The following is a 17,110-nucleotide window of genomic DNA, read 5'->3' as shown; positions in this document are numbered from 1 at the left end:
GTAGGAATCCGGTGCTAACCGAGCTCCAGGCCGTCGAGCATCTTCGTGGCGCCGCCGCCGAACGAGGTGAGCCGCCGCCGGACCGGGGCCGGCAGCCGGGGGAGCAGCCGCATCACCTGCGCGGTCGCCCAGATCTGGGCCGGGCTGCGCGGCACGATCGCGTCGAGCACCTTCGGCCCGACGTCCCGGCTGTGCCGAACCGGTCCGGCGAGCCGTTCCCCGTACCGCTGCAAGGCTTGGGGAATCTCGCCGACGGTGACCTCCCGCAATTCGTCGGCCAGCACGAATGCGCCCGCGGCGGCCAGGCTGGTGCCGCCGCCGACCGCCGGGCCGGGCCCGTATCCGGCGTCGCCGACGAGCGTGACCGCGCCGCGGGACCAGCTGTCCATCCGGATCTGCGAGATGTCGTCGAGATAGAAGTCGCGGGCCGCCGCGGCGTGCTCGAGGACCGCGCCGACGCGCGGCCCGAGCCGATCGCCCACCAGGTCGGCGAGCAGTTCCGGGCCGCGATTCTCGAATTCCTCGGCGGTCCGTACGAGGAAGAGCGCCCGTGACGATCCGGCGGTGAGTGTCGGGTAGACGGTGGCGGCCAGGCCGGGAGCGGTGAACGCGGCGACCGTCGGGCCGGCGCCGAGCACGTCGGGCAGCGTGTAGACGGCCAGGTAGGCGCCGAGGAACCGGCGATGGTCCCGCTCCGGCCCGAAGGTGAGCGCCCGCACCCCCGAGTGCAGCCCGTCCGCGCCGACGACCAGGTCCGCCTCGATGGTGGCGCCGCCGGAGAGCAGCGCTGTCGTCCCGTCGATTCTCTCGATGACGGTGCCGAACCGGTAGTCCACGTCGTCCCGGGTGGCCTCGTACAGGATCCCGGCGAGGGTGCCGCGCATGATCTCCACGTGCCGCCCGGAGATGCCGGCCGCCACGTCGGCGGTGGCCAGGGTGATCGGTTTCCGGCCGGGCCGGAACAGGGTGATCGTGTCGTTGGCGGTGCGGGCCGCGGTGACCCGGTCGAGCAGGCCCATCCGCTCGACGACGTCGACGGCCGGGCCGAACAGATCGACCGCGTGACCGCCGTCGCCGGCCCGCATGTCGGCGGCCTTCTCGACGACGGTCACCCGCCATCCGTGCCGGCACAGCCAGTAGGCCAGCACCGGGCCGGCGACACTGGCTCCGGAGATCAGAGCGTGCACTGTGCTCTCCTTCGCTCGTTTGCTTACCTTCCGGTAAGTAAACAACATGGTCGCCAGTTGACTAGACTCCCGGCGTGCCACGTACCCGCAGCACCGAGACCGCCGACCGGATCCGCAGTGCCGCCCTGGAGCTGATCGCCGTCAAGGGTGTGCACCAGGTCAGCCTGCGTGAGATCGCCGAGCGGGTGGGGGTCAGCAAACCGGCGCTCTACTACCACTTCGCGTCCCGGGAGGAGCTGGTCCGCAGCCTGGTCCAGCCGTTCATCGACGACGTGGAGGCGGTGCTCGCCCCGTTCCACGACGGAGCCGACCCGCGGGAACTGCTCGGCGCCTACTTCGACGTGACGTACCGGCACCGCGAGATCACCGCCATGATCATGCGGGAGCCGAGCATCCTGGCGCTGGTCGACCTGGCCGCCGCGGTGGGTCAGTGGCGTACCCGGATGGTCGCCGTGCTGACCGGTCCTGATCCCTCGCTGGAGGCGATCGTGCGAGCGCAGATGGCGATCGGCGGGCTCGGTGACTGCACGATCGTGCTGCCGGACGCGCCCGCCGCGGCGCTGCGCGAGTCGGTTCTGGACGCGGCGTGCGGGTTGTTGATCAGCCGCAGCGCGTGAAATTCGAGGGCCCGTCCGGCGTGAAGCGATCTTGACGCGACCCCGCGGGCCCGCGGCCAGCCAGATCGCCACGGCGGTGCGCGGTGCGGGCGGTGCGCGGTGCCGGGCGGGCCGGCCGCGCGGCGAGTTGTGCGGGTGCGGGTTCAGCGCAGGTGGGCCACGCCGGCGCCGGAGAGGTCGGGCAGGGCCGCCCGGCGGCCGGTGATCGCCATGGCCAGGGCCTCGGCCGGGCCGGTGACCAGTGCGCCCTCGCCCGCCGACCAGTCGGTGTCGGTGGCCTCCAGGCGTAGCCCGGCCAGCCGTCCCGGTGGGGCGAGCGCCGGTGCGGCGCCCGGCGCGGTCAGGTAGCCGAGCAGGATCCGCCAGTGCCCGATCGGCACGTCGGCGTCCAGGCCGAGCGGCCGGGCGATGTCCCGCAGGTGCACGCACGTCTCGGCGAACGGCCCCATCGGCCCGACCCGGGGCGGGTCCACCCGGTCCGCGGCGTGTCGGCGGAGCAGCGCGGTCAACTCGGTGCGGGGCCGCTGCGCGAGCCGTCTGGTGAAGTGGTCGACGGTCCGTGCCGTGTCCCCTCGGTAGCGGAACGACACGAGGAAGAACCGTCCGAATCCGATCAGCATCGGCTGGACGAAGTGGGCGGCCATCTGCTGGACCGTCCAGCCCTCGCACAGGGTCGACGCTCGCCAGGCCGCGTCGTCCAGGCCGTCCAGGAGGTCGGCGATCATCAGCCGGTTCGCCGTGGTCAGCCGGTAGACGTCGGCGGGTGTGGGCGCGGTCACGGCCGGACCTCGGCCCGCACGTCACGGCTCAGCGCGGCCAGCACCCTCAGTGCCGCGGCCAACTCGTCGGCGGTGCACTCGGTGGCCATCCGGTCCAGGCGGGACAGCTCGTCGGAGCGGATCCGGGTGAACAGCTCCGACCCGGCCGGAGTGACGGCGATCAGCACCGAACGGCGGTGCGCCGGGTTGACGCGGGACTCGACCCAGCCCAGCGCGGCGAGGTCGTTGACGTGCCGCTGAATGCCCTGCCGGGCCAGGTCGAGGCGGTCGGCGATGTCGGGGACGGTCATCGGGCCGTGCTCGGCCAGCACCTCCAGCACCGCGCGCATGCCGACGCTCACGCCGTTGGCGCGCAGGGACGCCTCGACCACCCGTGCCGAGTTGAGCACGAGTGGTCGGACGTGCCGCAGGATCTCGTAGACGGTGGTGCCACGCTCGAACATGACAACAATGATGTCATATTCAGTCCAGGCGATACCACCAGGTGGTCAGCTCGTCGTCCATGCGGTCCAGGGACTCGTCGTCGGGGCGCAGGTCGTACCAGAGCTTGACCTCGTGGGCGCCGGTGCGGCGTACGATCGCCCGAAGCTCTTCGACCCCGGGGGTCGCGGCGAGTTCCTCGGGAGACAGCGGGTAACCGCCGACCAGCGCCTCGTGGCCGAGCGCCCACCAGAGGGCGATCAGTTCCACGTCGCCGGAGCTCTCGGCGGCCTGCGCCACCGCCACTACCACGTCCAGCAGCTCGACCTTCCGCGGCTCCACCCGATCCGGGCCGGTCATCCGCCGCCACAGGTCGGTGCCCGCCTCGCAGTACAGCCACGGCGGATCGACGTAGCCGTCCTGCAGCTCGCCGGCGAACTCCTCCTCGTCCTCGTCGAACTCGCGCAGCGTGGTGAACTCGGTGAACCCGTCGAAGAACTCCCGCCGCCGCGCGTGATCCGGATGCGCACTCACCGGGAACCGCAGCGTGTGCCCGCGCCGCAGCAGGGCGTCCAGCACCCGGTGCTGCGTCAGCGAACAGTCGTAGTCGAACTGGAACGCGTACAGCGCCACGAACCAGTCGCGCACCCGCTCGTCATCGGTCGGGAAGTGCCGGTCGAGGGCCTCCACCGCGCCCTGCACCATGTCCTCGATCGCATGCATCGACATGGCCGTCACGGTACGTCGCCTCGATCAGCGTCCGCGTCGAGTGCGCCGTGAACACGCCGTGCTCCCGGATGTGTGCGTCCATTCCGAGCAGCGGCTCCCGATAGCGGTCCAGGTCGAAATCCGGCACCCACCACACGCATTTCCGCAGAATCCAGACGACCGCGCCGACGTCGAAGAACTCCATCCGGCACCGGGCGGTCCGCAGGTCCACGACGTCGAGTCCGGCCGCCCGGGCCTGCGCGGCCTCCCGCTCCGGATCGCGCCCGTGTCGTGGCTGCGGCCCGAGGAACCACTCGATCAGTTCGAATGCCGACCCCGGCCCGACGTGCTGCGCGAAGTAGGTGCCGCCCGGTTTCAGCACCCGGGCGATCTCGGCGAAGTCCGGCCGCACCGGATGCCGGCTGCTGACCAGCTCGAACGTGTCGTCCTCGAACGGCAGCCGACCCCCCGGCCCGACCTCGGCGACCTCGACCCCGCGCGGTTCGAGTCGCCGCCGGGCACGTTCGGCGTTCGGTGCCCAGCCCTCGGTGACCACCATTCGCGGCGGCAGCGCGGGCATCTCCCCGATGATCTCCCCGCCGCCGGTGTCGAGGTCGAGCGCCGATCCGACCCTCGTCAGGCGCGTCGCGAGCTGCCGCGCATAACCCCAGGGCGGCCGCTCCTCGGTGGCCCGCCCGTCCAGCCAGCCGAAACCCCAGCCGCCGACGTCCGCTTCAACCCCTTCATTCAAAAGCTCCGCAAAGGTACGCACACCGACTCCCGTCATCTCTCGGCCGAGAGTCTTCCGCCCACCCCATCCCGAACGCACCCGATTTCCCCGTCCCTCGACCCGTCCCCACCCGCTCACGCGCCGCCGACCCCTCCCACCCCCCTTGCGCGCCGACCCCTCCCACCCGCTTGCGCGTCGCCGCCCCCTCCCGCCCGGCCGTAACGGTTCACCTGCCGTTCCGGCCGTTCTCAAGCGTTGACCATTGACGGAGTGAGTACTCACTCCGTAGGTTGAGGATATGACAGAGACATCGGCCCGGCGGAGAGCGCCGGGAATGAGCCCCGAGGCGCGGCGCGAAATGATCGTGGCGGCCGCCCTGCCGTTGCTGGTGGAGCAGGGCGCCGCGGTCGGCACCGCGCAGATCGCGAAGGCCGCGGGGATCGGCGAGGCCACGATCTTCCGCGTCTTCACCGACAAGGACGAACTGCTGGACGCCTGCGTGGCAGCCGCCCTCCGCAACGATCATGTGCTCGCCGAGCTCGACGCCGTCCCGCTCGACCAGCCGCTCGCCGCCCGGCTCAACGAGGCGGCCGCGACCCTGCAGGCCTACCTGCACCGGATGGGCACGGTGATCGCCGCCGTCCACGCCGCGGGCCGCCGCACCGACCGCGGCCGTCCGGTCCCCGGGCCCGATGGCGGGTCGGGGCGTGGCCTGGGCGCTTCGCGGGAGGAGGCCTCCGAGCGCACGCTTCAGGCGGTGATCCGGCTCCTCGAACCCGATCGGGCCGCTCTGCGGTTGCCGGTCGAGCAGCTCGCCGCGGTTTTCCTGAGCATGCTGTTCAGTCGTCGCGGTGCGCCCGTCGCCGACACGCCCACCGAGACACTCGTCGACATCTTCCTGCACGGAGTGGTCACCCCGGGAGCCGCATCATGACCATCACGCTGAACCACACGATCGTCCCCGCCTTCGACAACGAGACGGCCGCCGGGTTCTTCGCCGGGGTGATGGGCCTGACCTACCGCGGCACCGAACGTCACTTCGCCCCGGTCCGCGTCAACGCCGAACTGACCCTCGACTTCATGACGGTCGCCGACCCGTCCGCCGTGCACCTGGCGTTCGACGTCGACCCGTCCACCTTCGACGGCATCCTGTCCCGCCTGAGGTCCGGCGGCATCCCCTACGGCAGCGAACCCCACGAGCCGGACAACGGTCGCATCGACCACCCGCTGTGCCCCCGAGGGCTGTACTTCCGCGACGAGACCGGCAACCTCTACGAGGTGATGTCTCCGGCCTGACCCGCTCCAGGCAGCACCGACGCCGTCACCCCGGCCTCGGCGAGTCGGCCGGCCAGCAGGCGCAACTCCATTTCGGTGCCGATCAGGCCGGGTCCACGCAGAGTTTCCAGGAGCGCGGCGATCTCGGCCATCGGCGTGCCACGGCGTTCCCGCAGAACCCTCATGGCGGCGACCCGGTTCCCGTCGCCGATCCGCAGCCGGTAGGCGCCGCCCTGCTCAAGGAGCGCCGCACGCCACTCGTCCGGGCTCTCGTCCCGGCCGCACGCCTCGATGTTCGCGGTGTGGCAGGCATGTGACATCGACCAGTACAGCCGGCCACCGAAGATCGTCTCCCCGAAGGTCGCACCGCCCGCACAGTGGTCGCAGTCATAGGAAACCACCGCGGTCGACGTCATCCGCCGACTCTAGAGGCATTCTGGAACCGGGGGTCCGGCCATCACTCGCCAGTCGCTTCGCGGTCGGCTCCACGGGGTGACCGGTGACGGGTCGCGCCGGCCCGGCGGGCGTGTTTCGGTCGGGACGGGCCGCCTGGCTCGCGGTGTGGCTCACGGTGCTTCGGGTGGCCGTACCATCTCGGTTATCCAATCGACCGCGACCGGCGCACCCGCCGGACTCGCCGAATAGAGGCCGTTCACGACGAGCCAGATGCGGTCGGTGAGAAGTTCGTCGCCGCCGGCGCCGAGGACGAGATGGTCCATCTGGGCCCGGCTGTCGGTCAGGTAGGCCTGGGCGACTCGGGCCGGTTCGTCGGTGTCGCCGGGGAACTCGGTCAGGTAGTTGCGGAAGGCGCAACCCCGGTAGCCGGGTCGGCGGACACTGTCGGCGATCTCGGTGACCAGGGCGATCAGGCGGTCGGCCGGATCCGCGGACCAGCGCAGGGCTTCGGTGGTGGCGCGTTCGCGTTCCCGACGGGTCAGCGTCAGATATGCCGCCGCCAGCTCCGCTTTGCTGGGAAAATGTTTGTACAGCAGGTTCTTTCCGCAGCCGGCCGCCTCGACGACCTGGGCCATGCCGACGGCGCGGACGCCGAACTCGTAGAAGAGCCCGGCGGCTGCCGTCAGGATGGTGTCCCGTGTGCCGGGTGCCGGCGTCCGTGCCATGCAGCCCACTTTAAAGGACCGATCGGTCCAATCCGACATTCTTCACTTTAAGGCCGTTCGGGTTGAGCTCCAGAACGCGGTCGACCAGATCGAGCCCCTCGGTACGGTGTGCGAGCACCAGCACTGTCCGACCCGTCGCGGCGTTCAGCAGATCCGCCATCAGGTCCCGTGCGCCCGCCTCGTCGATCCCCTCGGTCGGTTCGTCCAGGATCAGCAGTGCCGGATCCGCGACCAGCGCCCGCGCGGTCGCCAACCGCCGCCGCTGTCCACCGGAGATCGTGCCGCCACCGGCACCGAGCCAGGCATCGAGATCCATCCAGCCGAGACCGACCCGCGTCAGAACCTCCCGCAGCCGCTCATCGGCCGCGGTGGGCGAGGCGAGACGCAGATTCTCTCGTACGGTCGACGCGAACACATGTCCGGTCTCCTCCCCGACGAGGACCGCGGTGCCGCTGACCAGCACGTTCCCGGCTCGTGGGGGCAGCAGCCCGGCGAGCACCGCGGCCAGCGTCGACTTCCCGCAGCCGGACCGCCCCATGATCGCCGTCCGCGAACCGGCCGCAAGTTCCAGCCGCACCCCGTCCAACGTAGGCGCCCGCCCTGGATCCCACCCGGCCACCAACCCCTCGACCCGAACCGCCCCACCACCCCTCCCGCCGACTCTCCGCCCATTGCCGTCCTCGCCGGGCGGACCGTTTTCGATCAGGGCGGTGCCGCGGCGTTCGGCGCCCGTGTCCCGACTTTTGATCAGGGCGGCGACACGGCGTTCGGCGCCGGCGGCCCGACGGCGCGCGATCGCCGCCTCGGGGAGGGCCACCATCGCCTCGCCGAGGACGATCACGCCGAGCAGTACCACCGCGCTCCATTCGGCGTCGAGCCCGCCGCGCGCGAGGACCACCGCCACCCCGACGGCTGCCGCGCCCCACCCGGCATGCGCGACGGCCGCGGCGAATCCGGCCTCCCGCGCCGCCCGCGACTCCAGGTCGGCCAGGGTCCGGCTGCGCTTCTTCGGTACGTCCGGACGACCACCGCCGCCACCGAGTTCCTCCACCCCGTCGACGGTTTCCACGACGGCGTCCCGCAGCGCGGCCCGAGCGGCACCGGTGGCCGCCTCCTGCCGGTCCGCCAGTCGGCCGGCGACCGCCGGGGCGAGCACCCCCGCGATCAGCAGCCCGACCGCCACCGGAACCGCCGCCTCCGCCACCACCCCGGTCACCACCAGCAGACCGGCCGCGGCCGTGACCGCCGCGGCGATCACCGGAAGCCGCCCCCGCAACAGCCCGTCGGTGGTCGCGTCGACATCGTCGACGAGCCGGGTGAGCAGATCCCCGCGCCGGTGCAGGCGCGGACCCGGAACGTGCGGGATCAACCGCGCGAACACCCCGGCCCGCCTTCGCCCCAACCGCCCGAACGCCACCTCGTGCGACACGAGCCGTTCCAGATAGCGCAGCAGGGGGCGGGCGACGGCACTACCCCGTACCAGCACGACCGCCGCCGACAGACTGAGCACCGGCGGCATCGAGGACGCCCGGACGAGCAGCCAGGCGGCCGCCCCGGTCAGCACGATGCCGGCGATCGACGACCCGGCCCCGAGCCCGGCCGCCACCCAGAGCCGCCCCCACCATCGCCGATCCGTCTCCCTCGAACCGTCCGCCGGCCCCGCCCCGCCCGCAGCCTCCCGGCTGGTCGTGGCAGCTGTTTCGGGGGGTTCGGGGCGGCTCTGCGGGCCGGCCGGGGGGTTCGTCATCCGGGGCGGGAGTTCTCCGGGGTGGGCGAGGGTGGATCCGGCTGGTGGGTGGAGTTCCACGGTTCGGTCCGCGGCGGCGAGCAGGGCCGGCCGGTGGGCTACCACCAGGATCGCGCAACCCCGGGCGGCGAACTCGTGCAGGCGGCTGATGACCGACTGTTCGGTGGTGCTGTCCAGGTGGGCGGTCGGTTCGTCGAGCAGCAGGGTCACCACCGCGGTGGAGTTCCGGTCCCGGAGGGCCGTGATGGCGCGGTGCAGCAGGACGGCCAGGGCCAGGCGCTGGCGCTGGCCGGCGGAGATGCCCGCCACCTGTTCGCCCAGTGGTGTCGACTCGGTCAGCTCTCCGGTCAGGCCGGCCACCCGCAGGGCGTCGCGGATCTCGTCGGGACCGGTGTCCGGCGGGAACGCCTCGGCCACCGTCCGGGCGTGCGGTAGGGCCGGTCGTTGCGGCAGGTAGAACGTGTTTCCGACGGCGACCGCGCCGGTCTCGGCCGGATGCAGTCCGGCCAGGACCCGCAGGGCCGTGGTCTTTCCGGCGCCGGACACTCCGCGAAGGGCGACCGTCTCACCGGCTCGGACGTTCAGTTCCGGCAGGTCGAGGGCGTCCTCGAAGGCTCCCGGGTAGCGGGCTCGGACGCCTTTCGCCCGCACGCCCCACCGGCCGGACGCGGCCCGGCCGAAGACCGGCGTGGCCACGGTGATCCGCGGCGGTCGCTCCGTTCGGCCCGGGTCACGCGACGGGGCATGGCCGAACGCGGCCGACAACGGGGTGATGTCGTCGGTCCGGCCCGGCCGTCGAGTTCCGAACCCGACGTGCACGACCGGCGGGTGAACGGGCCGCGACGCGGGCTCGGCGTGGTCCGGGGCGGTGAGGATCTCGTCCACGTCGGCTATCACCGCGGTGGCGTCGGTGGCGGCGTGGTAGCGGGCGGCCATCTCGCGTAGCGGGCGGTACGCCTCCGGGGCGAGGAGGATGACCAGCAGGGCGGGGCCGAGTTCCATCGAGCCGGCCGCCACCCGGAGGCCGGCCTGCACGGCGATCAGCCCCACCGCGAGGGTGCCGACCAGGTCGAGGGCGGTCGACGACAGGAACGCGACCCGCAGCACCCGCATGGTGGCCGCTCGATGCCGGTCGGTCAGGTCGGTGATCACGTCGATCTGGCGGTCGGCCCGGCCGTACATCTTGAGGGTGGGAAGGCCTCGCACGACGTCGAGGAAGTGACCCGCCAAGCGGGAGTCGGCGGCCCAGCGCCGTTCGGCGCGGGCCTTCGTCGTCCAGCCGATCAAGGCACCGAGCAGGGGAAGCAGCGGGATCGTGAGCAGGGCGACGATCGCCGAGGCGGGGTCGACCGCCGCCATGATCACGACGACCAGCGGGGGGAGCAGTACGCCGAGGACGAGCGCCGGGAGGTAACCGGAGAACCACGGTCGCAGGGACTCCAGGCCGGTGCCGAGGACCGTGGTGAGGCGGCCCGGGCCGTAGGCGGCCACCCACGCCGGGCCCCGCCGTACCACCCGGTCCAGTAGGGACTGCCGGAGTTCGTCGGTGACGCGGGCGGCGGTTCGCTGGGCGGTCACCTGTTCCGCCCAGGCGAGGCCGCCGCGTGCCGCGAATCCGGCCGCCAGCAGCCCGATCGTCCAGCCGGTGGTGGGGCGGAGGCCGGTCAGCGGGCCGGTTCCGCCGGCCCAGGCGGTGACGAGGGCGCAGAGCGCTGTTGCGATCAGGATGGTGGCCAGCGCCTGACCGAATCCGATCAGGCTGAGCAGTGCGATTCCGCCGCGGCTGGCCCGGGCATGGCGCAGAAGCCGCGGATCAACCGGCCCCCGGGAGGCCCGCACCGAAACGGCGCCGGGAAGGGGAGCGGCGCCGGGAAGGGGAGCGGCGGCGCCGGGAGGCGGCGGCGTGGTCATGAGGCGACCCGTTCGCTGGCCACCCGGCGGCGGAAGACCCAGTAGGACCAGGCCTGGTAGACCAGTACGCCGGGCAGGATCAGCACCCCGGCGATCGTGATCAGGCGCAGCGCCTCCGGGCCGGCCGCCGCGCCGGAACGGGTCAGCGACCAGGCCGGGTCGAGGGTGCTGCGCAGGACCACGTCGCCGTGTGCGGTGAAGACGGCGACCACGGTGGCGGCCACCGACAGGGCGACGGCGGCGAACGACAACCCTTCGCGGGTACGCCGCGCGAGCAGCCCGGCGGCGAAGACGACCGCCGCGGCGGCCAGGGTGAGGCGGCTGCCCGTACCGATACCGATGAGGAGGAGGGTGACCGCCCCGGCGGTGCCGGTGTGGCGGGCCACGTCGCGGGCCCGGCGGCGGACCGGCCCGGTGGTGCGCAGGGCCAGGAACGTGGCGCCGAGCAGGACCGCCCCGAGCAGGGCGGCCAGCGCGCCCAGACCGGCGGCCGGGGTGAGCAGCGGGCTCAGGCTGCGGCCCAGTCCGGTTCCGGTGACCTCGCCGTCGGCGCCGAGGGCGAGCCCGTCGACGAGGATGCCGAGGACGGCGCCCCAGAGCAGCACGATGCCGGTGGAGGAGACGGCCAGGAGCAGGTCGGCGCGGCGCCGCCAGGACGGGGTGTCGTGTTTGCCGCGGAACTCCAGGGCCACTCCGCGGATCGCCAGGAGCAGCAGGATCGCGACCATCGGCAGGTAGAGGGCGGACATCAAGGCGGCGTACCAGTCGGGGAACGCCGCGAACGTGACGCCGACCGCGGCGACCAGCCACACCTCGTTGCCGTCCCAGAACGGGCCGATGGTGCGCAGGGCGGCGCCGCGTTCGTGCTCGTCGCGGCCGAGGAAGGTGAGTATGCCGACGCCGAAGTCGAAGCCTTCGAGGACGAAGTAGAGGACCCAGGCGAGGACGAGGACCGCGAACCAGAACGTGATCATGGAAGGTCGCTCCTAGTAGGCGGGAACCGGGTCGGGCTCGTCAGCGGCCTCGACTGCCGGAGTGAGCGGCTTGCGGGACAGGTGCACGACGAGGCGGCACCAGGCGACCGCCAGCAGGCCGTAGACCAGCGTGAATCCGGCCAGCGACGCGATCACTTCGGCGCCGGTCAGGCCGGGGGAGATGCCGTCGGCGACCTTGGAGATGCCGAACGCGAGCCACGGCTGCCGGGCGGTCTCGGTGAACACCCAGCCGAACGTGTTGGCGGCCGCCGGCAGCAGCGGCGCGAGCAGCGCGAACCGGCGTAGCCAGCCGGGCGTTCCACCGCCGGGCTGGAGAAACGAAGGCAGCAGCGGCACGCGGCGTGGGAAGGACCAGGAGGACCAGAGGTGGTACGCGGCGAGCGCCATCCCGAGCACGCCGGCCCCGATCATCAACCGGAACGTCCAGAAGGCGACCGGGATCATCGGCACATAACTGCCCGGCCCGTACTGGGCGGTGTAGAGGGCCTGGAGATCGTCGATGCCCTGCACGGTCCCGCCGAACGACCCGGTACCGAGGAAGGACAGCAGGCCCGGGATCTCGATGCTGAAGAACGGCCGGTCGTGCCCGAGCTCCCCGATCGCGAAGACCGAGAACGGCGCCGACGTGGTCGTCTCGTAGAGGGCTTCGGCGGCGGCCATCTTCATCGGCTGCACGGCTGTCATGACTTTGCCGAGGTGGTCGCCGCTGATCGCGGTGACGGCCCCGCCGAGCAGCATCATCCAGGCCCCGGCCCGGGACAGGGTGCGGAACGCGGCGTCGGCCGAGACCCGCCAGATCCCGATCGCCATCAGCAGCCCGCCGCCGGCCATCGCCGCGCCGCCCATGGTGTGCGGGAAGGCGGCCAGCACCACCTCGTTGGTGAGCAGCTCGGTGAAGCTGGTCAGATGCGCCCGCCCGGTCTCCGGGTCGAGGGCGTAGGCGACCGGGTTCTGCATGAACGAGTTGGCGGCCAGGATGATGTAGGCCGACAGCAGCGTCCCGACGGCGACGACGACGATGGTGGCGGTGTGCAGCCATCGGGGCAGCCGGTCCCACCCGAAATACCACAGTGCCAGGAACGTGGCCTCGAGGAAGAACGCGAGCATCCCCTCGATCGCGAGGGTGGGCCCGAAGACGTCGCCGTAGAACCTGGCGAACGCGCTCCACCCGAGCCCGAACTGGAACTCCTGGACCAGCCCGGTGACCACCCCGACCGCGAACGTGACGATCAGCAGCTTGCCGGTGAACTTGGTCAGGTGCAGGTATTTCTCGTTCGCCGTGCGGATCCAGGCGATCTGGAATCCGGCGGCCGCCGAGGCGAGCGAGATCGACACCGGCACGAAGAGGTAGTGGTAGATCGTCACGACCGCGAACTGGAGTCGGGTCAGGTCGAGCACGTCCATGGCAGCCCCTCTACGACGATTCGTAGTAGATACTACGACGTGTAGTACGACGTGTTGAAGTAGAGTGGCTCACATGGCGAGGAACGACCTCGAGCGCGAGGTCATGACGAAGTTGTGGGACGCGGGTGAGCCGCTCACCGTCCGGCAGGTGCACGACCTGCTGAGTCGTGAGCGCGATCTGGCGTACACGACGGTGATGACGGTGCTGGACCGGCTGGCCAAGAAGGGCCTCGTCGTCCAGCAGCGGGCCGACCGCGCCTATCGGTACGCCCCGGCCCAGACCCGCGAGGAGATGACCGCCGGGGTGATGCTCGACGCGCTCAGCGCCACCCCCGACATGGACGCGGCCCTGGCCTACTTCGTCGGTCGGTTGCCGCCCGAAGCGCTGACGGCGGCGATCGAGAAGGCCCGTAACATCGAGCGGTGACCGCCCTCCTGCTCGGCGCCCTCGGGCTGACACTCTCGCTGCTCGCGCCGAGACTCCTGGCGGGCGCCCGGTGGACCGATCGCGCCCCGGTCGCCGGTGTCCTGCTCTGGCAGTCACTGACGCTCACCGCCGTACTCTGTGCTCTCGGTGTGGTCCTCGCCGCGCCCGAGGAGGTCGCACGCGCCGCCGGAGCCCGTCACCCGGAGACGGTGGTCGCGTTGCTCTTCTCCCTGGCGGTGGCCGCGACCATCGTGATCCGGCTGGTCGTCTCGCTGGTCCGGGTGAGTTCCCGGGCCCGGGCCCGCCGCGCCCGGCACCGGATGCTGGTCGACCTGCTCGATCGGGTCGAGCGCCACGAGGACCTGGGTGGCGACGAGGTGCGGGTGCTCGACGGGGCGCTGCCGCTGGCCTACTGCGTGCCCGGTCGGGAGCCCCGGGTGGTGCTCAGCGACGGGGTGCTGCAGACGCTGGACCGGGCACAGGTCGACGCGGTCCTGGCCCACGAGCGGGCGCATCTGCGGCACAGGCACGAGCTGGTGATGGAGTCGTTCACCGCGTTCTACCGGGCGGTGCCGGGGCCGCTCCGGTCGAAGGCGCCGCTCGATGCCGTACATCTGCTGTTGGAGATGGTGGCCGACGACGCGGCCCGCCGCCGGACCGGATCGGTGCCGTTGCGGGCCGCGCTGGCGCGGCTGATCGACGCCGTCCCCCTTGCGGAGGAGGTGACCGCCGACCCGGAGGGTGAATCCCGACGGCGCCGGCTGGCCCGTCTGGACGGTCCGGATCGAAGCTCGACGCTCCTCACCGCGGCGGGGGTGACCGCCGCCGCCGGCCTGCTGGTACTACCCACAGTGATCGTGGTGGTGCCCTGGCTGGCGCGGGCCCTGAACAGCTGGCCGTTTTAGAACACCCTCCGTATCGCCGGCGGTGCGTACAGTTCGACGGGCTGTGCGACCTTCATTTGCCGTCTTGATCCGAGTACGGTGGTCCCCGGTCCGCCCAGCCCCCCATCGGCCACCCGGCCGATCTGGCGGACCACCGCCTAATCGCGCGAGCGCGAACCGGGGAACCGAGCACCTGGGGTGAAGCCGCGGCGACGCGGCCGGGCAGACTTCCCGCCCGAACCCGTCAGCTAACCCGGTCGGCGGCTGAACGGGAAGAAAGGACAACGCACCAGCGTGAAACGGATTGGCGCGCGTCGCGCCGGCCTCATGCGCATTCTGACGTGTGCGGCCGTCGCGGCCGGAATCCTGGTCACGGGTCCGACCGTCGCTCATGCCGACCCCACTCCGGCGCAGATCGAGAAGCAGATCGACGACGAGTGGAACCAGCTCGAGCCGGTCATCGAGGACTACAACGGCACCCACACCAAGCTGGTCAAGCTGCGCAAGCAGCAGACGGATCTGGCGAAGACGCTGGATCCGCTGCAGAAGCAGGTGGACGCCGCGATGGTGCAGGTGCGGGGCCTCGCCGTCGACGCGTACATGCAGGGCTCGCCGAACATGACCAACGCGATGATCCTGACCGGTTCGCCGACGGGCATGGTGGACAAGCTCACGCTTCTCGACCAGCTCGCGTTCAACCGGAAGGCGTCGATCGCGGAGGTGTCGAAGCTCCGCGACAAGTACGCCGCCGACAAGGCCAAGGTCGACCAGCTCGAGTCCGAGATCGAGGTTCGCGACAAGGATCTCGGGACGAAGAAGGTCGCCATCGAGAAGGAGATCACAAAGCTCCAGAAGCTCCGGATCGCGGCCTACGGCAAGGCGAACGCCGACGACGGGCCGCTGCGTACCGGCCCGTGCCCGGTCGACTACACGAACGACAAGGGTGGCCGGGCCGCCCAGCGGGCGTGTGACCTGATCGGCAAGCCCTACGTCTTCGGCTCGGACGGCCCGAACAGCTACGACTGCTCGGGTCTGACGCAGGCGGCGTGGGCTGCGGTCGGTGTGCATCTAGAGCACTACACGAAGGATCAGTGGGGATCCACCAAGTCGGTCGGCCGCAGCGAGCTGCAGCCGGGTGACCTGGTCTTCTACTACTCCGACGTGCACCACGTCGCGATCTACATCGGCGGCGGCATGGTGGTCCACGCTCCGCACACGGGCGACTACGTGCGGATGGCCACGATCGACCGGGGCCCGATCGCCGGCTATCGCCGGCCGGCTTAGCAACCCCTGCGGAAAGGTCGCCGTCTCTGTCTGACGGCGGCCTTTCTTCATCATCTTGTACGGTCGTGGTGCGCGACCAGTCTGCGTAAGAGGCCGGTGAGCTGTTCCGTTTCCGCCGGTGAGAGCGGAGCTGTCAGCTCGTCCTGGATCGCCGTCACCCGCTCGGTGAGCTCGGCGGCCCGGTGCCGTCCGGCCGGGGTGACCGCGACGACGTTGCGGCGCTTGTCGGCCGGGTCGGGGGACCGCCGGATGTATCCCGCCGCCTCCAGGTCGTTGAGCGCCCCGACCAGATCGCTCAGATAGATCCCGGTGCGCCGCCCGAGCGCCGCCTGACTGGCCGGTCCGTCCGAGTCCAGCGACGACAGCAGCCGGTAGTGGTAGCCCTTGGCGCCGACCGCCCCGAACCCGTCGGTGACGAGCCGGTGCGCGTGCGACGCGGCCTGGGAGAGCAGCCAGCTCGGCAGATGATCCACGTGACGACGATAACATTGGACCGACTAACGTTAGTTCGACTAACGTTAGCCACATGAACGATTCGGATCACCGTCCCGCAGTCCGAACTCGACGACCTGACCGACCGCCTCAGCCGCACCCGCTGGCCGGACGCGGCGCCCGCCGACTACGGCATCACCCTCGACCGGGTCCGCGCGCTCGCCGGGCACTGGCTGAACTTCGACTGGCGGGCCCACGAGGCCGAGCTCAACGCGCTGCCCCAGCAGATCACCGAGATCAACGGCGACCGGGTGCACTTCTTCCACGTCCGCTCGGCCGACCCGCACGCCCTGCCGCTGATCCTCACCCACGGCTGGCCCGGCTCCACGGTGGAGTTCCTGGACGTCATCGGTCCGCTCAGCGAGCACTTCCACCTGGTCCTCCCGGCCATCCCCGGGTTCGGGCCGTCCGGGCCGACCACTCGACCCTGGGGTGTGCGGCGGGTCGCCGAGGCCTGGGCCGAGCTGATGTCCCGGCTCGGATACCCCCGCTACGGCGCGCAGGGCGGCGACTGGGGTTCCGGCGTCTCCCGCGCGCTCGCCGCCGTCGCCCCGGAGAACGTGGTCGGGGTGCACCTCAACTATCTGCCCACCCCCGGTTCGCCGGACGGCCTGGGCCCGGCGGATCAGGAGCGGTTGGCGAAGACGATGCGGCTGGCCGCCAACCGGCACCCGCACCAGATCCTGTTCGCGGCGACCCCGCAGACCCCGGCCTACGCACTCAACGACTCACCGGCCGGGCTGCTCGCCTTCCTGGGCGAGAAGTTCGACGACTGGGCCGACCCGGCCACCCCGGTCCCCGACGATCGGATCGTGGCGAACGTGGCCCATCACTGGCTGTTCCGGACCGCCGGATCGGCCGCCCGGATCGTCAAGGAGAGCGGCCCGCCGGAGGGCAGCCGGGTCCCGCTCGGTGTCGCGGTCCTGCCGGGCGACATCGTCCAGTCGATCCGGCCGCTCGCCGAGCAGCGGGAGAACGTCGTCCACTGGACCGAGTTCCCCCGGGGCGGCCACTTCGCCGCCCTGGAGGTCCCCGACCTGTTCGCCGCGGACGTGACCGCGTTCTTCGGCCGGTGAGCCCGGCCCGCTCGGTCGCCCGCGCGGTGTTCCGGGCCGCGCCGGGCGGGTGT

General features: G+C 71.7%; 18 protein-coding genes and 1 riboswitch. Of the genes, 7 read left to right on the top strand and 11 right to left on the bottom strand.

The features are described 5' to 3' along the window. Positions 1-14: 14 nt before the first annotated feature. Entirely contained in the window at positions 15-1,187 is a 1,173-nt protein-coding gene (locus Q0Z83_RS27660) for an FAD-dependent monooxygenase (protein ID WP_317796927.1), read from the bottom strand. A gap of 74 nt (positions 1,188-1,261) precedes the next feature. Here Q0Z83_RS27660 and Q0Z83_RS27655 point away from each other — a divergent pair, with 74 nt between their 5' ends. Beyond that, the gene (locus Q0Z83_RS27655; RefSeq protein WP_317796926.1) at positions 1,262-1,804 is read left to right on the top strand and encodes a TetR/AcrR family transcriptional regulator; all 543 of its coding nucleotides are present in this window, start codon (positions 1,262-1,264) and stop codon (positions 1,802-1,804) included. A 143-nt stretch (positions 1,805-1,947) separates the two neighbouring features. Here the strand turns inward: Q0Z83_RS27655 and Q0Z83_RS27650 are convergent, their stop codons facing one another. Genes Q0Z83_RS27650 through Q0Z83_RS27635 form a run of 4 tightly spaced genes read right to left on the bottom strand, consistent with a single transcriptional unit; the run spans position 1,948 to position 4,483 of the window. Then, positions 1,948-2,583 carry a maleylpyruvate isomerase family mycothiol-dependent enzyme gene (locus Q0Z83_RS27650; protein WP_317796925.1) on the bottom strand — a complete coding sequence of 212 codons (636 nt, stop codon included), beginning with the start codon at positions 2,581-2,583 and terminating at the stop codon, positions 1,948-1,950. Then, complete coding sequence (locus Q0Z83_RS27645) at positions 2,580-3,026, bottom strand: MarR family winged helix-turn-helix transcriptional regulator (protein WP_317796923.1); 447 nt, start codon at positions 3,024-3,026, stop codon at positions 2,580-2,582. Before Q0Z83_RS27645 ends, Q0Z83_RS27650 begins: the two co-directional genes overlap by 4 nt. A 19-nt stretch (positions 3,027-3,045) precedes the next feature. After that, positions 3,046-3,732, bottom strand: coding sequence for a hypothetical protein (locus tag Q0Z83_RS27640; protein ID WP_317796922.1), 687 nt, complete (start codon positions 3,730-3,732; stop codon positions 3,046-3,048). Next, positions 3,659-4,483, bottom strand: coding sequence for a class I SAM-dependent methyltransferase (locus tag Q0Z83_RS27635; protein ID WP_317796921.1), 825 nt, complete (start codon positions 4,481-4,483; stop codon positions 3,659-3,661). The genes Q0Z83_RS27640 and Q0Z83_RS27635 overlap by 74 nt, the downstream gene beginning before the upstream one ends. A 256-nt stretch (positions 4,484-4,739) precedes the next feature. On the opposite strand from Q0Z83_RS27635, the gene Q0Z83_RS27630 reads away from it, so the two are divergent. Next, the gene (locus Q0Z83_RS27630; protein WP_317796920.1) at positions 4,740-5,375 is read left to right on the top strand and encodes a TetR/AcrR family transcriptional regulator; all 636 of its coding nucleotides are present in this window, start codon (positions 4,740-4,742) and stop codon (positions 5,373-5,375) included. Beyond that, positions 5,372-5,737: a VOC family protein gene (locus tag Q0Z83_RS27625; protein WP_317796919.1), complete on the top strand. Its 366-nt coding sequence runs from the start codon at positions 5,372-5,374 to the stop codon at positions 5,735-5,737. The genes Q0Z83_RS27630 and Q0Z83_RS27625 overlap by 4 nt, the downstream gene beginning before the upstream one ends. On the opposite strand, the gene Q0Z83_RS27620 is transcribed toward Q0Z83_RS27625, so the two are convergent. The 5 genes from Q0Z83_RS27620 to Q0Z83_RS27600 form a co-directional block, all read right to left on the bottom strand. Further along, positions 5,713-6,132, bottom strand: a complete 420-nt coding sequence (locus Q0Z83_RS27620) for a hypothetical protein (RefSeq protein WP_317796918.1) — start codon at positions 6,130-6,132, stop codon at positions 5,713-5,715. The two genes, Q0Z83_RS27625 and Q0Z83_RS27620, sit on opposite strands and share 25 nt — an antisense overlap. A gap of 150 nt (positions 6,133-6,282) precedes the next feature. Further along, positions 6,283-6,837, bottom strand: coding sequence for a TetR/AcrR family transcriptional regulator (locus tag Q0Z83_RS27615; RefSeq protein WP_317796917.1), 555 nt, complete (start codon positions 6,835-6,837; stop codon positions 6,283-6,285). Positions 6,838-6,847: 10 nt separating this feature from the next. Next, positions 6,848-10,495, bottom strand: a complete 3,648-nt coding sequence (gene cydC / locus Q0Z83_RS27610; RefSeq protein ID WP_317796916.1) for a thiol reductant ABC exporter subunit CydC — start codon at positions 10,493-10,495, stop codon at positions 6,848-6,850. Continuing rightward, on the bottom strand, positions 10,492-11,469 hold the full coding sequence (gene cydB, locus Q0Z83_RS27605) for a cytochrome d ubiquinol oxidase subunit II (protein ID WP_317796915.1): 978 nt from the start codon (positions 11,467-11,469) through the stop codon (positions 10,492-10,494). The genes cydC and cydB overlap by 4 nt, the downstream gene beginning before the upstream one ends. Before the next feature lie 12 nt (positions 11,470-11,481). Continuing rightward, a complete protein-coding gene (locus tag Q0Z83_RS27600; protein WP_317796913.1) occupies positions 11,482-12,894 on the bottom strand; it encodes a cytochrome ubiquinol oxidase subunit I in 1,413 nt (470 codons plus the stop codon). 73 nt (positions 12,895-12,967) lie between these two features. Between Q0Z83_RS27600 and Q0Z83_RS27595 the strand changes: the two genes are divergently transcribed. The 3 genes from Q0Z83_RS27595 (at position 12,968) to Q0Z83_RS27585 (ending at position 15,489) form a co-directional block, all read left to right on the top strand. After that, positions 12,968-13,321 (top strand): BlaI/MecI/CopY family transcriptional regulator, encoded by a 354-nt coding sequence (locus tag Q0Z83_RS27595; protein ID WP_317796912.1) that lies wholly within the window; start codon positions 12,968-12,970, stop codon positions 13,319-13,321. After that, complete coding sequence (locus Q0Z83_RS27590; RefSeq protein WP_317796911.1) at positions 13,318-14,226, top strand: M56 family metallopeptidase; 909 nt, start codon at positions 13,318-13,320, stop codon at positions 14,224-14,226. The genes Q0Z83_RS27595 and Q0Z83_RS27590 overlap by 4 nt, the downstream gene beginning before the upstream one ends. A gap of 124 nt (positions 14,227-14,350) precedes the next feature. Then, positions 14,351-14,483, top strand: a riboswitch (cyclic di-AMP (ydaO/yuaA leader). A 49-nt stretch (positions 14,484-14,532) separates the two neighbouring features. After that, positions 14,533-15,489, top strand: a complete 957-nt coding sequence (locus Q0Z83_RS27585) for a C40 family peptidase (RefSeq protein ID WP_317796910.1) — start codon at positions 14,533-14,535, stop codon at positions 15,487-15,489. Positions 15,490-15,539: 50 nt separating this feature from the next. Here the strand turns inward: Q0Z83_RS27585 and Q0Z83_RS27580 are convergent, their stop codons facing one another. Next, complete coding sequence (locus Q0Z83_RS27580) at positions 15,540-15,962, bottom strand: MarR family winged helix-turn-helix transcriptional regulator (protein ID WP_317796909.1); 423 nt, start codon at positions 15,960-15,962, stop codon at positions 15,540-15,542. A gap of 60 nt (positions 15,963-16,022) precedes the next feature. Here Q0Z83_RS27580 and Q0Z83_RS27575 point away from each other — a divergent pair, with 60 nt between their 5' ends. Beyond that, on the top strand, positions 16,023-17,057 hold the full coding sequence (locus tag Q0Z83_RS27575) for an epoxide hydrolase family protein (RefSeq protein WP_317797144.1): 1,035 nt from the start codon (positions 16,023-16,025) through the stop codon (positions 17,055-17,057). The last annotated feature ends 53 nt before the right edge of the window (positions 17,058-17,110 follow it).

The sequence above is a fragment of the Actinoplanes sichuanensis genome, assembly GCF_033097365.1.
GTDB classification, from domain to species: Bacteria; Actinomycetota; Actinomycetes; order Mycobacteriales; family Micromonosporaceae; genus Actinoplanes; species Actinoplanes sichuanensis.
This window is presented reverse-complemented; position numbering and strand designations above follow the sequence as displayed.